General features: G+C 61.4%; 14 protein-coding genes. 4 read left to right on the forward strand and 10 right to left on the reverse strand.

Going from position 1 to position 20,362, the window contains the following annotated elements:
• Positions 1-204 precede the first annotated feature (204 nt).
• On the reverse strand, positions 205-1,278 hold the full coding sequence (locus HNQ83_RS29350) for a diguanylate cyclase (protein WP_175392335.1): 1,074 nt from the start codon (positions 1,276-1,278) through the stop codon (positions 205-207).
• 192 nt (positions 1,279-1,470) lie between these two features.
• On the opposite strand from HNQ83_RS29350, the gene HNQ83_RS29355 reads away from it, so the two are divergent.
• The 3 genes from HNQ83_RS29355 (at position 1,471) to HNQ83_RS29365 (ending at position 5,393) form a co-directional block, all read left to right on the forward strand.
• The gene (locus HNQ83_RS29355) at positions 1,471-2,922 is read left to right on the forward strand and encodes an NAD(P)/FAD-dependent oxidoreductase (protein ID WP_175392336.1); all 1,452 of its coding nucleotides are present in this window, start codon (positions 1,471-1,473) and stop codon (positions 2,920-2,922) included.
• Between the two features lie 22 nt (positions 2,923-2,944).
• On the forward strand, positions 2,945-3,901 hold the full coding sequence (locus HNQ83_RS29360; RefSeq protein ID WP_175392337.1) for an alpha/beta fold hydrolase: 957 nt from the start codon (positions 2,945-2,947) through the stop codon (positions 3,899-3,901).
• Between the two features lie 112 nt (positions 3,902-4,013).
• A complete protein-coding gene (locus HNQ83_RS29365) occupies positions 4,014-5,393 on the forward strand; it encodes a VOC family protein (protein WP_175392338.1) in 1,380 nt (459 codons plus the stop codon).
• 119 nt (positions 5,394-5,512) lie between these two features.
• Here the strand turns inward: HNQ83_RS29365 and HNQ83_RS29370 are convergent, their stop codons facing one another.
• The 5 genes from HNQ83_RS29370 to HNQ83_RS29390 all read right to left on the reverse strand — a co-directional run bounded on the left by HNQ83_RS29370 (position 5,513) and on the right by HNQ83_RS29390 (position 11,677).
• Positions 5,513-6,190 (reverse strand): type 1 glutamine amidotransferase domain-containing protein, encoded by a 678-nt coding sequence (locus HNQ83_RS29370; RefSeq protein ID WP_175392339.1) that lies wholly within the window; start codon positions 6,188-6,190, stop codon positions 5,513-5,515.
• A 607-nt stretch (positions 6,191-6,797) separates the two neighbouring features.
• On the reverse strand, positions 6,798-7,373 hold the full coding sequence (locus HNQ83_RS29375) for a hypothetical protein (RefSeq protein WP_175392340.1): 576 nt from the start codon (positions 7,371-7,373) through the stop codon (positions 6,798-6,800).
• Between the two features lie 99 nt (positions 7,374-7,472).
• Entirely contained in the window at positions 7,473-8,546 is a 1,074-nt protein-coding gene (locus tag HNQ83_RS29380; protein ID WP_175392341.1) for a lipocalin-like domain-containing protein, read from the reverse strand.
• On the reverse strand, positions 8,536-11,007 hold the full coding sequence (locus HNQ83_RS29385; protein WP_175392342.1) for an FtsX-like permease family protein: 2,472 nt from the start codon (positions 11,005-11,007) through the stop codon (positions 8,536-8,538). The genes HNQ83_RS29380 and HNQ83_RS29385 overlap by 11 nt, the downstream gene beginning before the upstream one ends.
• Position 11,008: 1 nt before the next feature.
• Positions 11,009-11,677 carry an ABC transporter ATP-binding protein gene (locus HNQ83_RS29390; RefSeq protein ID WP_175392343.1) on the reverse strand — a complete coding sequence of 223 codons (669 nt, stop codon included), beginning with the start codon at positions 11,675-11,677 and terminating at the stop codon, positions 11,009-11,011.
• A gap of 137 nt (positions 11,678-11,814) precedes the next feature.
• Here HNQ83_RS29390 and HNQ83_RS29395 point away from each other — a divergent pair, with 137 nt between their 5' ends.
• Positions 11,815-13,788: an alkyl/aryl-sulfatase gene (locus tag HNQ83_RS29395; RefSeq protein ID WP_175392344.1), complete on the forward strand. Its 1,974-nt coding sequence runs from the start codon at positions 11,815-11,817 to the stop codon at positions 13,786-13,788.
• 255 nt (positions 13,789-14,043) lie between these two features.
• On the opposite strand, the gene HNQ83_RS29400 is transcribed toward HNQ83_RS29395, so the two are convergent.
• The 4 genes from HNQ83_RS29400 to HNQ83_RS29415 all read right to left on the reverse strand — a co-directional run bounded on the left by HNQ83_RS29400 (position 14,044) and on the right by HNQ83_RS29415 (position 20,088).
• Positions 14,044-15,429, reverse strand: a complete 1,386-nt coding sequence (locus HNQ83_RS29400) for a DUF1254 domain-containing protein (protein WP_175392345.1) — start codon at positions 15,427-15,429, stop codon at positions 14,044-14,046.
• On the reverse strand, positions 15,426-16,775 hold the full coding sequence (locus HNQ83_RS29405; protein ID WP_175392346.1) for a DUF1254 domain-containing protein: 1,350 nt from the start codon (positions 16,773-16,775) through the stop codon (positions 15,426-15,428). Before HNQ83_RS29405 ends, HNQ83_RS29400 begins: the two co-directional genes overlap by 4 nt.
• 137 nt (positions 16,776-16,912) lie before the next feature.
• Complete coding sequence (locus HNQ83_RS29410; protein WP_175392347.1) at positions 16,913-18,250, reverse strand: DUF1329 domain-containing protein; 1,338 nt, start codon at positions 18,248-18,250, stop codon at positions 16,913-16,915.
• Between the two features lie 11 nt (positions 18,251-18,261).
• The gene (locus HNQ83_RS29415) at positions 18,262-20,088 is read right to left on the reverse strand and encodes a DUF1302 domain-containing protein (RefSeq protein ID WP_175392348.1); all 1,827 of its coding nucleotides are present in this window, start codon (positions 20,086-20,088) and stop codon (positions 18,262-18,264) included.
• Positions 20,089-20,362: the final 274 nt, after the last annotated feature.

Below are 20,362 nucleotides of genomic sequence, written 5' to 3' on the forward strand. Positions count from 1 at the left end.
CGTTTGCCAAAGGGACTCGCCGTAAGGGCGAAACCATAAGCAGCCGTTACCGCAGGAATGGATATGTACCCCGTCAACAAAAGACAGGTCGGCTATCAGGCCGCCTTCGCGAGCAGGCTCGCTCCCACAGTTGATCCGGGTACATCCGCAAAAGTCAGGCCGCCTTCGCGGCAAACCAGCTCCCACAGGGCTTACCGGGAACCGTCAGACCGGATCGAGCAGTTCGCGCTGCGGCCAACCATCACCACAACAAATCACCCGATTACGCCCGGTCGTCTTGGCCTCGTACAACGCCTGGTCGGCATCATTGAGCCACATCGTAGCGTCGATGTGGGCGAGGTCGAAGGCTGCCAGACCAATGCTCAGGCTGACTTTCAATGCCGGATCATGCTCATAGCCCAGGGTGGCAAAGCGATCACGCAAGGCTTCCATGACGGAGCCAGCACTGCACAGCGGTAGATCCGGAAGAATCACACAGAACTCATCACCGCCATAACGTCCGGCGATATCGGTTGCCCGCAGATTCTGCTTGAGCATTTTGCTCAATTGCCGCAACACAATGTCACCGGCGACATGGCCGTAGGTGTCATTGATGCTTTTGAAATGATCGATATCAATCAGGGCAATCGCACCGCCCTGCTGCTGGCGCTGGCAGCGCTGAAACTCGACTTCCATCTGGTCCTTCCAGGCGCCGTGATTGAGCAGGCCGGTCAAGCTGTCGGTACGGCTCAGGGCCAGTAACTCACGCTTTTGCCGACCGAGGGTATAGGCTTGCCGAAAGCAGATCAAACCCAGCACCAGCGGATAAAAACACATCAGGGGCAAGCAGGCGTACAGCTGAAGCTGGCTGGTTTCGGGGATGAATAGGGGTGTAAAAATCAGCCATCCGACGCCAACGCCGAGCACTTGGGCGACGGTACCCGCCAACAGAAAACGCAGACCGCCGATGGCCACGTTATTCATCGCCATCATGGAAATGGTGGTCGCGCTGGGCAGCGGATTGAACTGCATGGCGGCGACCCAGAAGCCGCCCATAAAGGCATCCACCAGCAAGTTACGGTGTTCGGCGTGGTAAGGCCTCGGGGATCGTCGCGCCCATTGGTAAGCCAGGTGGGGCCAGATCAAGCCGTTGAACAGCATCAGACCCCAGACCCAGGGCGCCGGGTCCAACGGGGCCATCGCCACGCTCACGCACAGCAAACCCAATACCAGTCCGACGGCACGCGATGTGTAGAGCCGCCTGGCCAGTGAAAGTCCTTTTCCTCCCGTGTTTCCCATTGGGACCTCTGTACCGCTGAACGGAACCTGATGACACCGGGGCTGCAGGTGTGTTCGAAGTCTATCAGGGAGACGTCAAATAGCCATCACCGGCTGGCGGGCTGAATACCCCGACATAGACGTAAAACGTACGCGCCATGATTGGCTATACATGAAGATAGGGTTGGTCCCTTTACGACAAACCGGAGGCCCATGCAGACCTATCAAGTGTTGATCATCGGCAGCGGTTTTGGCGGCCAGTGTGCAGCGGTCAATCTGCTCAAGGCCGGCATCACCGATTTTGTTCTGCTGGAACGGCGGGATTTCTTCGGCGGCACCTGGTGCCAGAACACCTATCCCGGCGCAGCCGTCGACGTGCCCTCGCCGCTCTACTCATTGTCCTTCGCCCCTTACCGCTGGACGCAGATGTTCGCCGAACAGGCCGAACTGCATCGCTACACCCGCTATGTGGTGGAGCACTTCGGCCTGCGCGACCGGGTGCAACTGCAGGCCAATGTCGAGCGCGTGGAATGGGACGAGGCCGGCAGACGCTGGGCCGTGCACACCGCCAAAGGCACCTTTCATGCGCAGTTCCTGATCAATGCCACCGGTCCGCTGAGTCAACCGGTGGTGCCCCGCTTCAAGGGCCAGGAACGCTTCCAGGGCAAGACCTTTCACACCAATAACTGGGATCATGCCTACGACTACCGGCAAAAACGCGTGGCCATTGTCGGCAGCGGCGCCAGTGCGGCCCAGGTCATACCGGCGATTGCCCCGGATGTCGGGCACCTGCATGTGTTCCAACGCACCCCGCATTGGGTCCTGCCCCGGGCCGACCGTACGTTCGGCCGCTTCCAGCGCTGGCTGCTCGGGCTCAAGCCGGCCTACAAACTGCTGCGCTGGATGATCTACTGGCAGTTCGAAACCCGGGTGATTGCCTTCAAGTACTCGAAACCGGCGGTGCGGATAGTCCAGCATCAGGCCCTGCGTTTCCTCAAGCGTCAGGTACCGGACGCCGAACTGCGGCGAAAACTGACGCCGGACTACACCATAGGCTGCAAACGGGTGATTCTCTCCAGCACGCTCTACCCCACACTGGCCCGCAGCAACGTGACACTGCACAGCCGTGAACAGGGCATCGCCGAGATCGACGAAACCGGCATCCTGATGCAGGACGGCCAGCATATCGACCTGGACCTGATCGTCTGGTCCACCGGATATGACGCCACCGACGGGGTGATTTCCTACCCGGTCACCGGTAAAAACGGCACGCAACTGCGAAATGTCTGGGCCGAGTATCCCCGCGCCTACCTCGGCACCAGCCTGCCGGACTTTCCCAACCTGTTTATCGTCACCGGCCCGAACACCGGTATCGGTCATACATCGGCGTTGTTCATCATCGAATCGCAGATGAACTACATCCTCGATTGCATTCGCACGCTAAAAGCACAGGGTTTGCGCAGCATCGAAGTTCGCCACGAGGCAGAACGTACCTACACTGAAATGATCCATAGAGAAATGGAGCGCACCGTGTGGAAGTCCGGAGGCTGCCACAGTTGGTATCAAAGCAAGAGCGATCATGTGATTGCCATGTTTCCGGGGTTCAGTTTCAGCTTTCACCGCTTGACCCGAGCCCTGAAACCCGCCGATCACATATTGTCCTGAAACGTTAGAAGGAAGACGCCTGATGCTTTTACTGGTTGTCGCTATCGCGGTTTTTGCGGCCTGGAGCTGGTTGAGCTACCCGGCCATCGGCTACTGGTTGTATGACTTGAGCGTCGCTGCGGAAGCCAAGTTGTACAAGCTGCACAAGATTGTGGTGCCCATCAGCGAAATGACCGTTTCGACCTGGCAAGGTGGGCCGTACGAAGCCTCCAGCAATGTGTTGATGCTGCATGGTTTCAGCGCCGATAAAAATATCTGGCTGCGCTTTGCACGGTACTTCGTCGGCAATTACCGGGTGATCATCCCCGACATCGCCGGCCATGGCGAAACCGGCTTCAAGGCCGGTGGCGGCTATGACATCGCATTGCAGGCCAAGCGCATGATCCAGTTGCTGGATGTCTGCGGGGTCGAGAAGGTCCATGTGATCGGCAACTCGATGGGCGGCTACATCGCGGCCTGGCTGGCGGCCCACTACCCGGAACGCATTGTTTCGGTCGCCCTGTTTGACCCGGCGGGCGTCGCCTCCCCCGAGCCCAGCGATCTGGAGCGCCATTTGTCCCACGGCCACAACCCGTTCCTGATCGATTCGCGGGAAGAATTCAGGCATTTCTATGCCATGACCATGGCCGATCCACCGTGGGTGCCGCGGGTGGTGCTCGATGCCATTGCCCATCGCTACATACAGTCACGGGACGAACTCGAAGAAATCTTCCGCGATTTTCGCGCCAGCCCGCCGATGGAGCCGAAACTTCCGTCAATCAAGGCACCGGCGCTGCTGTTGTGGGGGCGCAAGGACCGTTTGATCGATGTCAGCAGCGTCGCTATCTGGAGCAAAGGGATGGCCGATCTGCGCGTGGAGATCTGGGAAGGCATCGGCCACATGCCCATGGTCGAGGCACCCGCCGGTTCGGCACGCCTGTATCGGGAGTTTTTGGCATCCCTGCGCTCGGAAAGTCCTCAGGATCAACGGCTGCACTGAGGAAGCAGTCCTTTGCAGAATGAAGTTCGTCAGAAACTTCGTTTGTCGGCGCCGTAGAAGGCTGCGATCTTTTCTCCCATCCTTCACGTCACCCGCGCCAGGAACCCTGTTCATGAATCACCCGAGCTTCGTCAGCCCCGACCTGATCCGCCAACGCTTCTCCAAAGCGATGTCCGACATGTACCGCGAAGAAGTGCCGCTGTACGGCGCGCTGATGGCATTGGTGGAACAGACCAACCGTCACGTGCTCGACAACGATCCGCAAGTGGCCCGACAGTTGAACAGCACCGGCGAAATCGAGCGCCTGGACCTGGAGCGCCATGGCGCTATCCGGGTCGGCACGGCCGCTGAACTGGCGACCCTCGCCCGCCTGTTCGCGGTAATGGGCATGCAGCCGGTGGGTTACTACGACCTGACCCACGCCGGGGTGCCGGTACACTCCACGGCGTTTCGCGCCGTGCATGAAGCGTCCTTGCAGGTCAGCCCGTTCCGCGTGTTCACCTCGCTGTTGCGCCTGGAGCTGATCGAAGACCCGGAGCTGCGGGCGTTTGCCCAGTCGGTGCTGGACAAGCGTTCGATCTTCACCCCCGCCGCGCTGAGCCTCATCGACCGCGCAGAATCCCAGGGCGGTCTTACCGAACAGGAGGCCGGGGAGTTCGTCAAAGAGGCCCTGGAAACCTTCCGCTGGCACCACAGCGCCACGGTCACCGCCTCGCAGTACCAGACACTCAGCGCCCAGCACCGTCTGATTGCCGATGTGGTGGCGTTCAAGGGCCCGCACATCAATCACCTGACCCCGCGGACCCTGGACATCGATATTGTCCAGGCGCAAATGCCGGTGCATGGCATCACGCCCAAAGCGGTGATTGAAGGCCCGCCCCGCCGCCAGTGCCCGATCCTGCTGCGCCAGACCAGTTTCAAGGCGCTCGACGAACCGGTCGCGTTCACCGATCAGGACGACACCCGTGGCAGCCACAGCGCCCGTTTCGGCGAGATCGAGCAACGCGGTGCCGCCCTCACCCCCAAAGGCCGGGCGTTATATGACCGCTTGCTCAATGCGGCCCGGGACGAACTCAAGGACTTCCCCAACGAAGCCAATGCCGCACGCTACAACGCGTTGATGGCGCAACATTTCAGCGAGTTTCCGGACACCTACGAGGGCATGCGCCAACAGGAACTGGCGTACTTTCGCTACTTCTTGACGGAAAAAGGCCTGGCGGCGGACGAACTGAAAACCTTGCCGTTGGAAGAACTGGTGAGCGGCGGCTATCTGCGGGTTGAACCCTTGGTGTACGAAGATTTCCTGCCGGTCAGCGCGGCGGGGATTTTTCAGTCAAACCTGGGGGACGCCGCGCAAACCCACTATGGCGTGCATTCCAATCAACAGGCGTTCGAAACAGCGCTGGGGCGCCCGACCATTGATGAGTTGGGGTTGTATGCAGAGACGCAGCGGCGTTCGATCGAGCAGTGTTTTGCCGCATTGTCGAACTAACGCTGAACGGTAGGAGCGAGCCTGCTCGCGATGGACGTGAACGATAACGCGGGGAGCCTGACGCCCCGCAGCGTTCTGGGGTTCATCGCGAGCAAGCTCGCTCCTACAGGTTTTTTTGGTTATTTCAATTTCGCCAACAACGCTTCAGCCGTCGCCTGCGACGACGCCGGGTTCTGTCCGGTCAACAGCAGGCCGTCGGTCAGCACATAGCTCGCCCAATCAGGCCCCTTGGAGAAAATCCCGCCCTTGGCCTTGAGCTCGTCTTCCACCAGGAACGGCACGACATCGGTCAACTGCACGGCGTCTTCTTCGCTGTTGGTGAATCCGGTGACCTTCTTGCCCTTGACCAGCGGCTGGCCATTCACGTCCTTGGCATGGCGCAACACCCCAGGAGCATGGCAAACGGTCGCAACCGGTTTATCGGCGTTGTAGAACGCTTCGATCAGGGCGATCGAGTGCTTGTCTTCGGCCAGGTCCCAGAGCGGGCCATGCCCACCGGGATAGAAGACCGCATTGTAATCACCGGCATTCACGGAACTGAGCAGGACAGTGGAGGCCAGGGCGGACTGGGCCGCAGGGTCCTTGCGAAAACGCTCGGTGGCCTCGGTTTGAAAATCGGGCTCGTCACTTTTCGGGTCCAGCGGTGGCTGGCCGCCCTTGGGCGAGGCCAGGGTCAACTGCGCGCCTGCGTCTTTGAAGGCGTAATACGGTGCCGCGAATTCTTCCAGCCAGAAGCCGGTTTTCTTGCCGGTGTTACCCAATTGATCGTGGGACGTTAAAACCATCAGGATTTTCATGTCTTCACTCCTTCTCGGGACTGCGGAGGTGGATACAGCCGGAATGCACGGGAAACTGCGCGTTGACCCTGGTGTATGACCCTGGCGCGAGGCTGATCGTTCGGCCTGAAAGGCGCTTGGACACGGTGCGCCAAAAACAGCCCTCTGTCGCGGGATTTTCCCTGCAAGTGATCGGGATTTTCCGACCCCATCCTTCTTGTTCCTGAAAACCCTATAGACGTGACTGGCGTTCACATAAAAGCCTTGAACATTTTATTTACAGGGCTATTACGCGAGGCAAAAAAAAAGGGCGACATCAACGTCACCCTTTTCATGATCTAAAATTTTTTATGTATCACACCAGCGATAGTGTCCGCCCAGTGCAATGGCCTCGGCAATCCGTGCACTGGTAAAGAGCCGTGACACTGGGCGAACGGGCGCATTTTAATTGAAGTTGGTACGAATGTCCGCGCTTCAAACATGAAATTTGCTGATACGTTTTTGATCAGAGGCGAATCAAAAAAGTATCCAGACCCACTATCAAATTCACTAACTCGTCCATAAAGCTGATTATTCCTATACAAGAATTTGTACAGGAATAATCAACAGAGAGTATCAGCACCCAACTTTAGTGTTTGCTGGTGACTTGCAACAAGTCGGTGTAGACGACGTTAACGCTTTGCCCAACTTTGAGATCTTTCAATTTGGCTTGCACTTCCGGTCTTTCAATATCAAGGGTTTTGGACTGACCTTTCGGATTCTCGAGGGTCACCTGGTTTTTGTTCAGGTCGATATGGGTGATTTTCAGCTGCACCTGCACCTGACGATAGGCTTCGCCAGCAGGCATACTGCCAGGGACCGCGCGGGCTTCACCGGATCGCTCGATGCTGCCGGGAAGGCCCTTGTCGACATCCGTATCGAGGTAGGCCGCCACGGAGCGGGTGACTTTGATATCGACCTGGTCACCGGGCTTCAGCTGGTCGAGATTCTTCGCCTTCTCGGTCAATTGCACAGTGGCCTGACGACCTTCCGGGCCCTCCAGGACAACCTGCTTATTGGCCGCATCGACCGAAATGACTTTGGTGGAGATCTGATCGGCTTCCACGACGGCAGAAAGCGGGATATCTGCGGCAACGGCGCTCAAACTGGCCGCAGACAGCATCGTTACAAGGGTAATGGCTTTGGTCAGTGCATGAAGTTTCATAGGCAGAACATTCCCTGTGATCAATGGCGACAAACGGCACCGAATCAGGCTTTGATGCCGAGCGTGCGGTTGAGCATAGACGCTGTTCGGCGTTGCGACTCAATAACCGGTCATTTCCAGATACCCCTGCCCGCCATGGCTGCCGCTCAAGCGCACCGGGCCTTCCCAGTAGGGGATGCGCAAATCCATCCAGGCGCCGGGGTTGAGGGCGCTGATGACAATGTCCAGGTGCTTGCCGGGGATCTGGATCGACCAGCGAACGGGCATCGAGCGTCCGGCAACGCTGGCGGTGTCTTGAGGGATAAGGCGAATGTCGGGGCCATGCAGCAATTGCGTCTGGCCTTGGGCATCGATCCACGTACCGGTCAGGTAAGGCTCCCCGTCCTTTTGCCGCATGCGATAGAGCATCACCTGTTCGCCACTGTCCAGGTGCAGGGAAAACCAGTCCCAACCGGTCTGGTTGGCGGTCAACGGCTGGCTGCTCCATTCGCGGTCGAGCCATGCCGGACCGCTGACCTGATAGCGCTTGCCGTCGATCTCCAGCAGGCCGCTGGCCTGGAAAAACGGCTGGCTGTAGTAATACGAGGCCTGTCCTTCTTCGGATTTCTGGCTGAAACCCTTATCCCCTTGCAGCACCAGCGGTCGATGTGACGTGAGCCTCAGTTGATAACTGAACGCCTTGTCACGGGCACTCAGCTGCATCTCACCCAGTGGGTCCGCCTCCGTTGACTGACTGCTGAATCGCCAATCGTCGATCCACGCATTGAACGGCGCCAGGCTCACCCCGGCCTGGCCCACACCGCCACGGGCATAGCGTTCGGCGGCGTGATGCACCGTTGCCGACGTCACGGCCGCGTGACCGAGCCAGATCGTCTGGTTTTCCCAACCCGTCACCTCGGGCTTGGCGCTCAAGGCGCTGCGAAACAACGTCCATTGCGCGCCGAACTCGTGGCCCTGCTCGTCCTTGAGGTTGGCGGTGATGTACCACCATTCAATGCGAAACCCGTCGTGGGGGCCGTGATCCGCCGGAAAGCTGAATGCGCGTCCGGGAACGACCGGCGTAAACGCAGCCGCTTGGTTACCCATCCCGGCGAAGCCTTTTTCCTCGGACGCCGGTTGATCGCAACCACCCGACAACAGCGCCAACAGCATCAGGGCGAGCTTAATCCTCATGGGCAAAAGTCCTCAGCAGATCCGCCGGTCGCGTGCGATACAGCGAGTACAGCGGCCATGCCGAAGCCAGCAACGTCGCCACCAGCGCCAGCCCCATCAACTGCAGCAATTGCACGGGGAATACCCGCAACGGCAGGCGCCAGCCGAAGGCCTGGACATTGATGACCGTGTCCAGGCACCAGGCCAGGGCAATCCCCAGGGGCAAGGCCAGCACCAGCGTCAACACTGCCAGCAACCAGGTTTGCCCGAGGTTGAGCAGCATCAGTTGCCGGCGCGTCACGCCCAGCGCCCACAGCGGCGCCAGTTGCCCGAGTCGGCTCTGGCTCTGGGTCAGCAGGCTGATAAACAGCGCCACGCCCGCCACGCAGAGCGTCAGGCTATTGAGGGCGGCGGTGGCGGCGAAGGTCCGTTCGAACACTTGCGTCGACCAGCCTTTGAGCCGGGCCTGATCGACGATTCGGCTGTCCTCCAGGGCGAAACGCTCTTGCAGCGCCTTCACGAAGGAAGGAATCAGTACCGGTTCGATGCGCAGATTGAAGCGATTGGGCGTCAGTTGTGGCCAACCGCGCAGCAAATGATTGATGTTGACCAGCAGGTGGCCCTTCGGATTGCCGTAATCGGCATAGATCCCGACGATGCGCGGCGACCACGGGCCGTTGGGCGTGACAATCGTCAGGTGGTCGCCCAGTCGCACTTTCAGGCGCCGGGCCAGTTGCTCGCTGAGCATCAAGGCATCGTCGGTGGCCAGGCGATCCCACGGCGTGTCGCCCAAGGCTTCCAGCAACGGCCAATGCTGGCGATAGGTCGGGTGATCGATCACGCCAAAGATATCCGCCGGCCAGCCTTGCAACTGGATCGAGACCTGCCAGTTGGGCAACACCGCCGTGAGCGGCGATTGCTGCTTGAGCCAGTCGTACAGGTCCCGGGCCTGTGTCGGGTTTTGCGGATTGAGGTAGAGCTCGGCGGTCAGCCGCTGTTCGAGCCAGTTGCTGAAGGTCTGGCGGAAACCGGCGGTCATGCTGCCGGCCCCGATGTTGGCCGCCAGCGCCAACAGCAGCGCCATCAACGCCAGGCTCAGGGCGGGCAATTGCTGGCGACAGTCGGCGACGAACCATTGGCCCAGCACGGAGCGGCTGCGATGGAGCAAGCCATTGAGCACGGCATTGAGCACCACCGGCAAGGCCAGTGCAGCACCCAGCAACAGCGCCGCCATCAGCACGAATCCGCTGGCCAGGCTGTCACCGCGCAGCAACGCCAGCAACGCAATTGCCAAGGCCAGTGCCGCCACCCAGCCCTGTCGCCGCAGCCAGCGCGCATGGGCCTGATGCCAGGCCTGCGGATCGGCCAGGGCCAGCAGCGGCAAACGCGCCGCCCGCCATAGGCTGTTGGCGCCAGCGAGCAAGGCGCCGAGCAGGCTCAGGCCGATGCCGCTGAGCCACCACAACGGGCTCAGGTTCAACCGCCCCGCCACTTCGGCGCCATACAAACCGCGCAGGCTGGCGGCGACATCCGGCAGCAGCACGCTGGCCAGCAGGTAGCCACTCACCACGCCGGCCACACCGCCGATCAACGCCAGCCCACCCAGTTCGACGGTCAGGCAACCGATCAGCATCCGCGCGCTGACTCCACAGGCACGCAGCGTCCGCAGCAAACCTCGACGCTGTTCCAGCGCCAGCCCAATGGCGGCATGCACAATGAACAGGCCTACCACGAACGACAGAAAGCCCAGGGCATCGAGGTTCAGATGAAAGCTTTCGGTCAGGCGCACCAGATTGTTTTCTTCGCCGCTGCTCTTGAATTGCAACTGGCCCTTGAGCGAATCGGGCAGTGTCGCGGTGAAGTCCTTGGGCAACAGCAGGCGCGAAACCTGATCCGGTAAACCGAGAATCTGTTGGGCAAAACCGATGTCCACCAGCAACACGCCCGGGGCCATGTCCACCTGAATGTGCAGCGGCGGCAATGCCTGACCATTCACCGCCAAAGGACGATCGCCCTCTATGAGTCCCATCGCTTGTAAGGTCTGCGGCGAAATCCAGGTGCTGCCCGGCGGGGTGAAAAACTCGACGACCTGCTCGATCGCCAACGCCTGCCCCGCCACGACGCCGCCCGCCGGCAGCGACACCGGTTCGATGCCCATCAATTGCAGACGCTGATCCTCATGGCCCTTGAGCGTCAGTCGTCCCTGCACCACCGGCGACACCGGCCAGCCCGCACGACGCAGGTCGATGAACCACTGCTGAGGGAACGTTGCACCCGTGGGGGCGCTGAGGCTGGCCTGGGGCTCACCGCCGATCAATTGACTGGCCCGGGCATAGCTGTCCCGCGCCTGACTGTTCAGCGCCTGCACGCCGGTCAGCAGACTGGTCGCCAGCCACAGCCCTGTCAGCACGCTGAAAAACTGCACCGGGTGCTGCCGCCAGTGACTGAACAACACCCGCAGCGTTTCGCCAAAGATGCGCATCTCAGCGCCCGTCCACACCGGCCAGACGCCCACCGTGCAGCACCACTTTTTCCGCCAGCCGCGCCGCGACATGGGGGCTGTGGGTGACCATCAACAAGGTCGTGGGGCTGTCATCGAGCAGTTCCAGCAACAGTTTCAAGACCTCGTCGCTGGTGGCCTCATCGAGGCTGCCGGTGGGTTCGTCGGCCAGCAGCAGCTTCGGTTGCGAAGCCAGCGCACGCCCCAAGGCCACCCGTTGCTGTTGGCCTCCGGAGAGTTGCTCGGGATAACGCCGCAGCAAATCCCCCAGGCCCAGCCGCTGCACCAGATGCGCCTGCCAGCGCGGATCATGGCGCCCGGCCAGACGCGCCTGAAACGCCAGGTTGTCCTCGACCCGCAAGCTGCCGATCAGGTTGAACTGCTGGAACACCAGGCCGATTTCCGTGCGTCGCCAGTTCGCCAGTTGCCCTTCGTTCATTTGCTCCAGCCGATGTTCGCTGCTGCGGATACTGCCGCGATCCACCTTGTCCAGCCCGGCAATCAGGTGCAGCAAAGTGCTTTTGCCACTGCCCGACTCGCCCATCAGCGCCAGGCTGCTGCCGGGTTTGAGGGTCAGGTCGACGCCTTGCAGCACCGGCAAAGGCCCTTGCGGCGTGGCGTAGCTTTTGTAAACGCCCTGGACTTCAAGCATGGGAGAACCCGTTCGATACGCGTGGGCCAAGGATAGCGGCCCTGAATGGTTTTTGTCCGATGACGATTGTCGTCCCGCTCGACCGCCGCCCTACCCTTGAGGCTGGTCTAGCCATAACGATAAAAAACGGAGACTCCATGCCACGTTTCACCTTAAGCCCCCGCGGCCTGCTGGCCTGCCTGATCACCGCGTGCCTCGCGCAATCGGTGGTCGCCGCCGATGCGCCGGTCGCGGCCAGCGCGCAGACTGCCGCCAGTAACGCCGCCGTGTTGCAACAACTGCCCTTCACCGATCGCACCGACTACGAGTCGGTCACCAAGGGCCTGATCGCGCCCTTCAAGGGTCAGGTCAAGGACGCCAGCGGCACGGTCATCTGGGATATCCCGGCCTACGGTTTTCTCGACAAGGACAAGGCCCCGGACTCGGTCAACCCGAGCCTCTGGCGCCTGGCCCAGCTCAGCGCCCATGCCGGGCTGTTCGAAGTCAGCCCCAGGCTCTATCAGGTGCGCGGCCTCGATCTTGCCAACATGACCATCATCGAAGGTGATGACGGCCTGATCATCATCGATCCGCTGACCATGGCCGAAACTGCCAAGGCGGCACTGGAGCTGTACTACCAGAACCGTCCGCACAAACCGGTGGTGGCGGTGATCTACAGCCACACCCACGCCGACCACTTTGGCGGCGTGCGCGGCGTGATCGACGAGGCCGACGTCAAGGCCGGCAAGGTCAAGGTGTACGCGCCGTCCGGCTTCATGGAACACGTGATGAGCGAGAACGTGTACGCCGGCAACGCCATGAGCCGCCGCGCGCAATTCCAGTTCGGCAGCCTGCTGCCCCGTGGCGAACGCGGCCAGGTCGATGCGGGCCTGGGCAAGAGCACGCCCAGCGGCGGCACCATCACCCTGATCGCGCCCACCGACCTGATCGAGAAGGAACTGGAGACTCGCACCATCGCCGGCCTGGAGGTGGAGTTCCAGCTCACGCCGGGCACCGAAGCACCGGCGGAAATGAACCTCTACCTGCCGCAGCTGCGCGCCTTGTGCATGGCGGAAAACGCCACGCAGATGATGCACAACATCCTCACCCCGCGTGGCGCGCAAGTGCGTGACGCCAAGGCCTGGTCGCAATACCTGGACAGCAGCCTGGCCCGTTACGGCGACAAGAGCGACGTGCTGTTCGCCCAACACAACTGGCCGACCTGGGGTGGCGAGCGGATTCGTACCTTCCTCGCCGATCAGCGCGACATGTACGCCTTCCTCAACGACCGCACCCTGCACCTGCTCAACCAGGGCCTGACGCCGCTGGAAATCGCCGACGCGATCAAGAAACTGCCGGGCGCACTGGACCAGAAGTGGTACACCCGAAGCTATTACGGCTCCCTGAGTTTCAACACCCGGGCGGTGTATCAGCGTTACATGGGTTTCTACGACGGCAACCCGGCCAACCTCAATCCGTTGCCACCGGTGGACACCGCCAAACGCAGCGTCGAAGCCATGGGTGGCGCCGCGGCGGTGCTGGAGAAAATGCGCGCCGCCATGACCCAGGGTGACTATCGCTGGGCCGCGCAACTGGGCAATCAATTGCTGTTCGCCGATCCGGATAACAGCGATGCGCGCAAAGCCCAGGCCGAGACACTGGAACAACTGGGTTATCAAAGCGAAAACGCCACCTGGCGCAACATGTACCTGACCGGGGCGATGGAGTTGCGCAATGGTGTGCCCGCGCACGCCGGCACCTCGGTATCGGTGGACATGGTGCGGGCGATGAGCCCGGAGATGTTCTTTGATTTCCTGGCGATTCGCCTGGACAGTGACAAGGCCGTGGGCCATGACATGACCCTGAACTGGACCTTCGAGGACGCGAACAAGGACTACAACCTGACCCTGCGCAACGGCGTGCTGACGCATCGCTCGGGGCTCAATCCGCAGGCGGATGCCGGTGTCAGCATGAGCAAGGCCACGCTGGAGCAGATCAGCCTCAAGCAACTGGATTTCCCGACGGCGATTCAGAAAGGGTTGATCAAGTTGCAGGGTAACGGCAAGAAGCTCGGGGAGTTGATGAGCAGCCTCGACACCTTTGCGCCGCAGTTCAACATCGTTACCCCTTAAACCGCGTCGCGCCCTTCGCGAGCAGGCTCGCTCCCACAAGGGGATCTGTGTCATGCACAAATCCTGCGAACAACAGGGACCCTGTGGGAGCGGGCTTGCCCGCGAAGAGGCCGGCAGACTCAACATCTTCATTGCCTGACACACTGCTATCGCTGGCAAGCCAGCTCCCACAGGATTCTCTAGTGTTCACAGCATTTGTGAACGACGCAGATCCCCTTGTGGGAACGAGCCTGCTCGCGAAGGCGTGCTCATCAACTACACAGAAACCCGCTCTACCGCCGGCATCTGCCACCGCTGCTCAATCACCTGCCGCTCTGGCCCATACAGCCGCAGCACCAACGTAAACGCCCCACTCGCAGGCGTCGGCAACCAGTTGTTTTGCTCATCCGGCGCCGAGGCCTGCATGACCAGCGTTAACCCGCCATCCACATCCCTCTGCAAACGATCCCGGCTGCTCAAGCAGTAACGATCGATCGCATTGGCCACCAATTGCCGGTCCGGCAAATCGTACAGTGTCAGCGACCAGAATTCGCTGGCCGGTGGCAGTTGTCCCGGTGCGAAGCGCAGGCGATAGCGCCGCCCGCCCTGCAGCGGCTGGCCCTGGTTGTCCAGTCGGCTGCCGGTGTAGAAGGCTTCCTCGACACTGTTGCCGTAGATGCCGACATGGGCGGCGACGGCGCGGTTGAGATAGTTGCCGTGCAACGCTTCACGGGTGCCGAACAGGCCGAGGGTGGTGCGCACCCGCCCCACCGCGGCTTGCAGTTGCGCCTGGGCGTCCTGAATGCCGGCGATCAAGGCCTGACGCACATCCGTCGGCAGTGCGGTTTCATCGAAACCCTGGCCAGGCACGATGCCGATCCGCGCGAACCGTGCGCGCATGGCCTGTTCCGATGGCTGCGTCGGGCACAGCGTGAGGATCTGATTGAGCGCGGCAATGAAATCCAGTCCCAGGCCGGTCTTGCTGTCCCAGGCCGGCCATGCCATCGCAGGCGCGGCGACAGGCGCGGGATCACCGGTGTATTCATGCAAGGCGCACAGACGATATTGCTGCTGTAACGCCCGCACGGCGGGCAAGTCGTCGGCGTTTTTCAGTCCGGTGCGACCCAGGATCATGACGATCCCGGTTTCACTGCGCAGCACGGCCTTGATTCCCGCTGGCGTCGGCCCTTGCCAGTCGGGTCCGGCGATCAGGTAATTCCCCGCTTCGCGCCCCGTACTGAGTACGCCGACGTAAGCGAAGTTATGGGTGTATTGATCGACCAGTTGATGCACGTAGTAGCGGTCATCATCGACCGCCGGAACGCTCAGAACCTGGGGTTCGCTGCGCAGGTCAAGCCAGGCCCAGGAGTACGGCGTGTCGTTGTTCGGGGTGACGATTTCGCGGTTGTTCGGGGTGTACAGCTGACTGTAGTGCCGGAAACGATTGAAGCCGCCGACGTACTCCGGTGCCGCAGGGTTGAGCACCTGCTTTTCCAGGGTCTGGTAGTGCATGAGCATCGGGTAGGCGTAGATCCACGCCTCCCGGGCAATCGCCCGCCCATCATCGGATTCGGCGGCCAACAACCCCCGTGGAAACATCAGGCTTCCTCCCAGCACACCCATGCCGCCCAGCACGCGGCGGCGACTGAAGATCCTGTTCATGGCTCGACCCTCGCGATCGTCGGCAAGCGATAACGGCCATCCAGCGCTGCGGCCATGGGCAGGTACAGGCGCAGCAGCAGGTTGAACGGGCCTTCCGGCGTCGGCAGCCAATTAGCCTGCTGCGCGACTACGGGTGCGTTGGGTTGCAGGATCAGGGTCAGGCCGCCATCGGGGTCATAGCGCAGGTCGGGGCTGCGATCGCCCAGCGAATAACGCTGGATCGGATTGGCCGCGAGCAATTGGGTTCGACCGTCATACAAGGTCAACGACCAGAAGGCGTCTACCGGTGGCAACTGATCGGCAGGGAAATGCAGGCGATAGGCGTTCCGACCGTCGAGCACTTGCCCCTGAACATCGTGCAACGCCATCGGGTACACCGCTTCCACGGCATCGTTGGCGTAGATGTAACGCCAGGCCACCGCCGCTCGGGTCAGGTCGTCGTTGCCGAACTTCCCGACGTTGGTCGGCGAGCGGAACCAGCCCTGTTGCTCCACCGATAACCGACTGGAAGCGGCACGCACCTGCTCGCGACCGGCCTCGGCGCCTTGGGCGATGGCTTCGCGCAGCGCTGCCGGTGGCTCGAACGGCGCGCCCGGCTGGATGCCGATGGCGGCGAAGCGGGCAAGCTGCTCCTGTTCACGGGCGGTCCATTGGTGCAACGGCGCCAGGGCATTGAACGTGCTGAACAGTGCCTGCGCCGGCCCATGCCGGGTGTCCTGATACAGCGGCAATTGCAACGCTGGCAAGGCCTGCGGCGTGCTCCCGCCCTGCACCCCGGACAATGGCCGCAAGGCGTAACCCGTCAGCACATTGGCCGCGTCTTTGCGGTCGGTTTCACCCTTGACCTCGGTGCGTCCGAGCAAAAACACCAGACGACTCGGCGAGCGGACCATGCCGCTGAAACCCTTTGGCAGATCACCCTGCCAGTCCGGCCCGACGATCAGGTAGCGCCCGGCCTGATTGCCGGTGGCGCGGGTGCCGATGTAGTCGAGGTTGTCGGTGCGCATGTCCACCAGTTGAAAGCTGTAGTAGCTCCCCTGCACGGCCGGCACGTCCAGAACCTGCGGCTCGCCGCGCAGGTCCAGCAAGGCGCGGGAATAGAACGTGTCGTTGTTCGGCGACACCACTTTGTCATCCTGCGGGCCGAACAATCGCGGCTCGCTGTAGAGCCGGTTGAACGGCAGTTTCGCGGCAATGGCACTGAGCACTTTGTCGTGTTCGACGGTGGCGTAGGCGAATACATAGGCCTCTTGCGCCAGTGCCCTGGCTTGCGGTTGATCGAGGGTTGCCGCGTGAGCGCTGCCCAGGCTGACACCCAGGGTCAGAGCGGATATCCAGTTGCGCACGGTAGGTCTCCTGACTAATGCACATCGATCCCTGTGGGAGCGAGCCTGCTCGCGAAGGGGCCATCACATTCAACATCTTCGTTGACTGACACACCGCTTTCGCGAGCAGGCTCGCTCCCACATTTTGAATGGCGGTGTTATTTAGCCCAGCGCCGCAGATCCGACGGGGTGTAGTCATCGGTCTTTGCCGCGAAGCCGACGCGCATCGGTTCGGTCTCTTCGTTGGCCAGGCCACCGGCGTAGTAGCGCCCGGAGATCAGGTCATAGGAGGTTTCCAGCACGTTGTAGGTGAAGCCATGGTCGTACTGCTGAATGGCGTGCAACTCACCGCTGCGCCACAGTTCGCCGCGGCTGTCGTACTGGTCCGACTGAGCGATCTGCCAACTGTCCTCGTCCACATAGAACCGGCGTTTGCCATAGATGTGACGGGCGCCCGGCTTGAGCGTGGCTTCCACCACCCACACCCGGTGCTTCTCGTAGCGCGCCAGGTCCTGGTTGACGTGGTTGGGCTTGATCACCTCGTCATACTTGAGGTCGCGACTGCCGATCTTGTAGCTGTTGTAGGGGATGTACAGCTCCTGCTTGCCCACCAGTTTCCAGTCGAAACGGTCTGGCGCGCCGTTGTAGCCGTCGATGTTGTCGGCGGTGATCAGGCCGTTGCTGTAACGCGCACTGTTGTCGTAGGCGATCATCGGCGCGCGACGCACGCGACGCTGCCCCGGCAAGTACTGCCATGCCGAGCGCGGCTCGGCGACCTGATCAATCGGCTCGTGCACCAGCACCGCTTCACCGGACAGACGCGCCGGTTCCAGTACCCGGCTCTTGAACATGAACAGGATGTTCGACCCCGACTCCAGCCCGCCCACGGTGTCGGCGAAGTTGATCAGCGACTGATTGCGCACGTAACTGGTGGCGCCGTTTTCACGCACCAGCGCGGCGCTGCTAATGCGCTCGTAACTGCCGCCGCGATAACGGGTCATGTGGTTCCACATCACCTCCAGCCCTTCGGTGGGCAACGGAAACGGAATACCCCGCGCGTAGTCGTGCAAGCCGTTGCCGCCGTCGGCCATGCTGGTCTTGGCGACGTTTTCGCGGCTCTGCGCCAGCACATCCTTGGGCAGGTTGGCGCTGCGGTGCGTCGGGTAGATGTTCATCTTGTAGCTGTCGGGAAAGCGCTTGAACAAGGCGATCTGACCCGGGCTGAGAAACGTCTGGTACTGCGCGACGTTCTGCGCGGTGATGGTGAACAACGGCTTCTCGGCGGCGTAAGGGTCGCTGTAACCGCCCTTGCTGTCGACGGTACCGGCATTGCTGGCAAGCCCTCCGGTCCAGGCCGGAATACTGCCGTCGGCGTTGGCCGACATTTGCGAACCCATGGGGGTCAGGGTTTTGCCCAGGGGCGCCGGATCGGTGCCTTTGGCCTGAACCAGGCCGACGCTGCAGGCCAGGGCCAGCACGCACAATTGCATACGCATAACGGTTCTCCTCAGAAGTCTGCCTTGAAGCTGACGGACGCGAAGTCGCGGTCGTCGAGGGTGCTGTAGTCGTTGGAACCGAAGAAGGCGTTGTAAGCCAGTTCCACGCTGTAGTCGTTCATGTAGACGCCGGTCAGGCTCACGCCCAGGGCCTGCTGGCCCTCCTGGAACGGGCCTTGCGGATCGTAGGAATAACCCTCGACGTCATGCCGCCAGTTGACCGCCGGAATCAGGTTGATGCCAGGCAACACGTCGCTGTATTCCAGGCTGGCGCGCAGGCGATAACCCCACGACCAGTCAGTGGCGAAACCCTTGTCGGTGCAGTACTGGTTGGTGACGCCCGAGGCCACGGTGTTGCACGGCGTGCCGTTGCGCGTCGAGCTGCGACCGAACGCGGCGTTGCGCCCCAGACGCTCGTCCCCCAGGTCGTCGATATGCACCACACCCGCCTCGCCAAACAGGCTCAGGCGCGTGGCGCCCAGCACGTTGTCGATGGCCTGGGTCGCGGAAGCCGTCGCCTGCCAGACACCCTTGCGTTCCCACGCATCAAAACGGCTGCCGCGATTGATATTGAAGTCAGGTGGCAACTGCACCCAGGAGCTGCCCGCCGGGCCGGAAATCACCGCGACGTTGACGTCCGGCGCGTTGATCGACAGCGGCATGTTCGGCCGATAGCTCAACTCGCCCGCCAGTGAAATGCCGCTGTTGGGTTCGACCCCATTGAGGCTGATGCCGTACAGGCGAATGTTTTCCGGAAACGCCGCCGCGTAGGTCGGTGGCTGGACACCGCCGGGGAACGTACCGCGCACGGCGGTGTTCTTGGCGTCGAGGGTCAAGTACGGCAGGCGCGAGTGATAGTTGACGAAGTAGATCGCCGCTTCGGCATCGTTCAGCGCCGGGATCATCTGGCGCAGGGCGAAGCCGAACTGGCCGTTGTCGGACGGCGATTCATTGCCCCTTGAAGGCGCGTACAAACCGGCCGCCTGCATCTGTTGATCGGTCTGCACCTGGCTCAGGTACAACGGCCCGCAGCCCTTCTGAATCACATCGCTGGCGGCGAAAAACGTGCCGCAACCGTCGAGCACACTGGGTCGCCAGTTGTACTGGTAGAAGCCTTCGAGGTTGGTGGTGTCCGACAGGCCGAAACTGAAGGACACCATCTCCACCGGCAACTGCCCTTCCTTGATCTCGACACCGGGACGGTTGAACGCCGAGACATCGAGCGGGTTGATCACGTTGATGCCGTTCTGGATCAGCAGCGACTCGCCCCAGGACAACACCTGATTGCCAACCTTCACGCTCAATGGATGATCGGCCACCTGAAAGTCTTTCCAGACGTACGCGTCGAGCATCTCGAAGCCCTTGAACTTCGCCAGGTCATCCCAACCCGAATCATCGAAATCCTTGAACCGCGCCTGGCGGGTTTCGTAGGCATGGTCATACCAGTATTTGAAACGAATGAACGCGCCCTGCCCCTGGCCATCGAGACTGAAATCGGTGAGGCCCTTGAACACCTGCGAGATAGGATCGCCCTTCTCGAAGTTCAGCCGATTATCGTCGGCACTGACACTGTTGCCATTGGCCTGCACGCCTTGCGCCTGCAAGGCGTTGGCGCGGGTCATCAGGCTTTTGTCGGGGTATTGCGTCGACCAGCTGCTGCCCAGGCTCAAGGTCGTCTTGGTTGACAGGCTCCAGTCATCGTTGAGGTCGAACGTGGTGGCGGATACAGGCCCCGTCATTAACGCAACAATCGCCAGCGCAAGGGGTTGCGGGCGGGGGTGGCCAGGCCGTTTCAGTCGTTGGCGGACTGTGGCTGTGGCCGAGCGTTTTCTTATCATTATTAGGCTCCGGTCAGGATTACTCAGCCTGGGTACGGTGCCTGAGGCGAGGGTTTTGGGCGCAAGCGGTGGGTGACAAAAAGCAATCATCCCGGGGGTTGATTCTTGGGTTAGTGGATTCGGGTACATATCCGTTTCTTCGGTAACGGCTACTTACGGTTCCGCTCTTACAGCGGGTCACTTGGAAGAGCCCCAAGTAACCAAGGGCTCTTGCCCCTTTCGTTCGGTGCCTCGCTAATGCTCGGCATGCCCTCGCTCCGGTCCTGCTCCGTGG

This window comes from Pseudomonas sp. C2B4 (assembly GCF_013359695.1).
GTDB lineage: Bacteria > Pseudomonadota > Gammaproteobacteria > Pseudomonadales > Pseudomonadaceae > Aquipseudomonas.

Coding starts and splice junctions, on each gene's coding strand:
- HNQ83_RS29380 (WP_175392341.1), bottom strand. CDS start 8,546: ATGAGGATTAAGCTCGCCCTGATGCTGTTGGCGCTGTTGTCGGGTGGT.
- HNQ83_RS29410 (WP_175392347.1), bottom strand. CDS start 18,250: ATGCGTATGCAATTGTGCGTGCTGGCCCTGGCCTGCAGCGTCGGCCTG.
- HNQ83_RS29370 (WP_175392339.1), bottom strand. CDS start 6,190: ATGAAAATCCTGATGGTTTTAACGTCCCACGATCAATTGGGTAACACC.
- HNQ83_RS29365 (WP_175392338.1), top strand. CDS start 4,014: ATGAATCACCCGAGCTTCGTCAGCCCCGACCTGATCCGCCAACGCTTC.
- HNQ83_RS29350 (WP_175392335.1), bottom strand. CDS start 1,278: ATGGGAAACACGGGAGGAAAAGGACTTTCACTGGCCAGGCGGCTCTAC.
- HNQ83_RS29400 (WP_175392345.1), bottom strand. CDS start 15,429: ATGAACAGGATCTTCAGTCGCCGCCGCGTGCTGGGCGGCATGGGTGTG.
- HNQ83_RS29390 (WP_175392343.1), bottom strand. CDS start 11,677: ATGCTTGAAGTCCAGGGCGTTTACAAAAGCTACGCCACGCCGCAAGGG.
- HNQ83_RS29415 (WP_175392348.1), bottom strand. CDS start 20,088: ATGATAAGAAAACGCTCGGCCACAGCCACAGTCCGCCAACGACTGAAA.
- HNQ83_RS29385 (WP_175392342.1), bottom strand. CDS start 11,007: ATGCGCATCTTTGGCGAAACGCTGCGGGTGTTGTTCAGTCACTGGCGG.
- HNQ83_RS29395 (WP_175392344.1), top strand. CDS start 11,815: ATGCCACGTTTCACCTTAAGCCCCCGCGGCCTGCTGGCCTGCCTGATC.
- HNQ83_RS29360 (WP_175392337.1), top strand. CDS start 2,945: ATGCTTTTACTGGTTGTCGCTATCGCGGTTTTTGCGGCCTGGAGCTGG.
- HNQ83_RS29355 (WP_175392336.1), top strand. CDS start 1,471: ATGCAGACCTATCAAGTGTTGATCATCGGCAGCGGTTTTGGCGGCCAG.
- HNQ83_RS29375 (WP_175392340.1), bottom strand. CDS start 7,373: ATGAAACTTCATGCACTGACCAAAGCCATTACCCTTGTAACGATGCTG.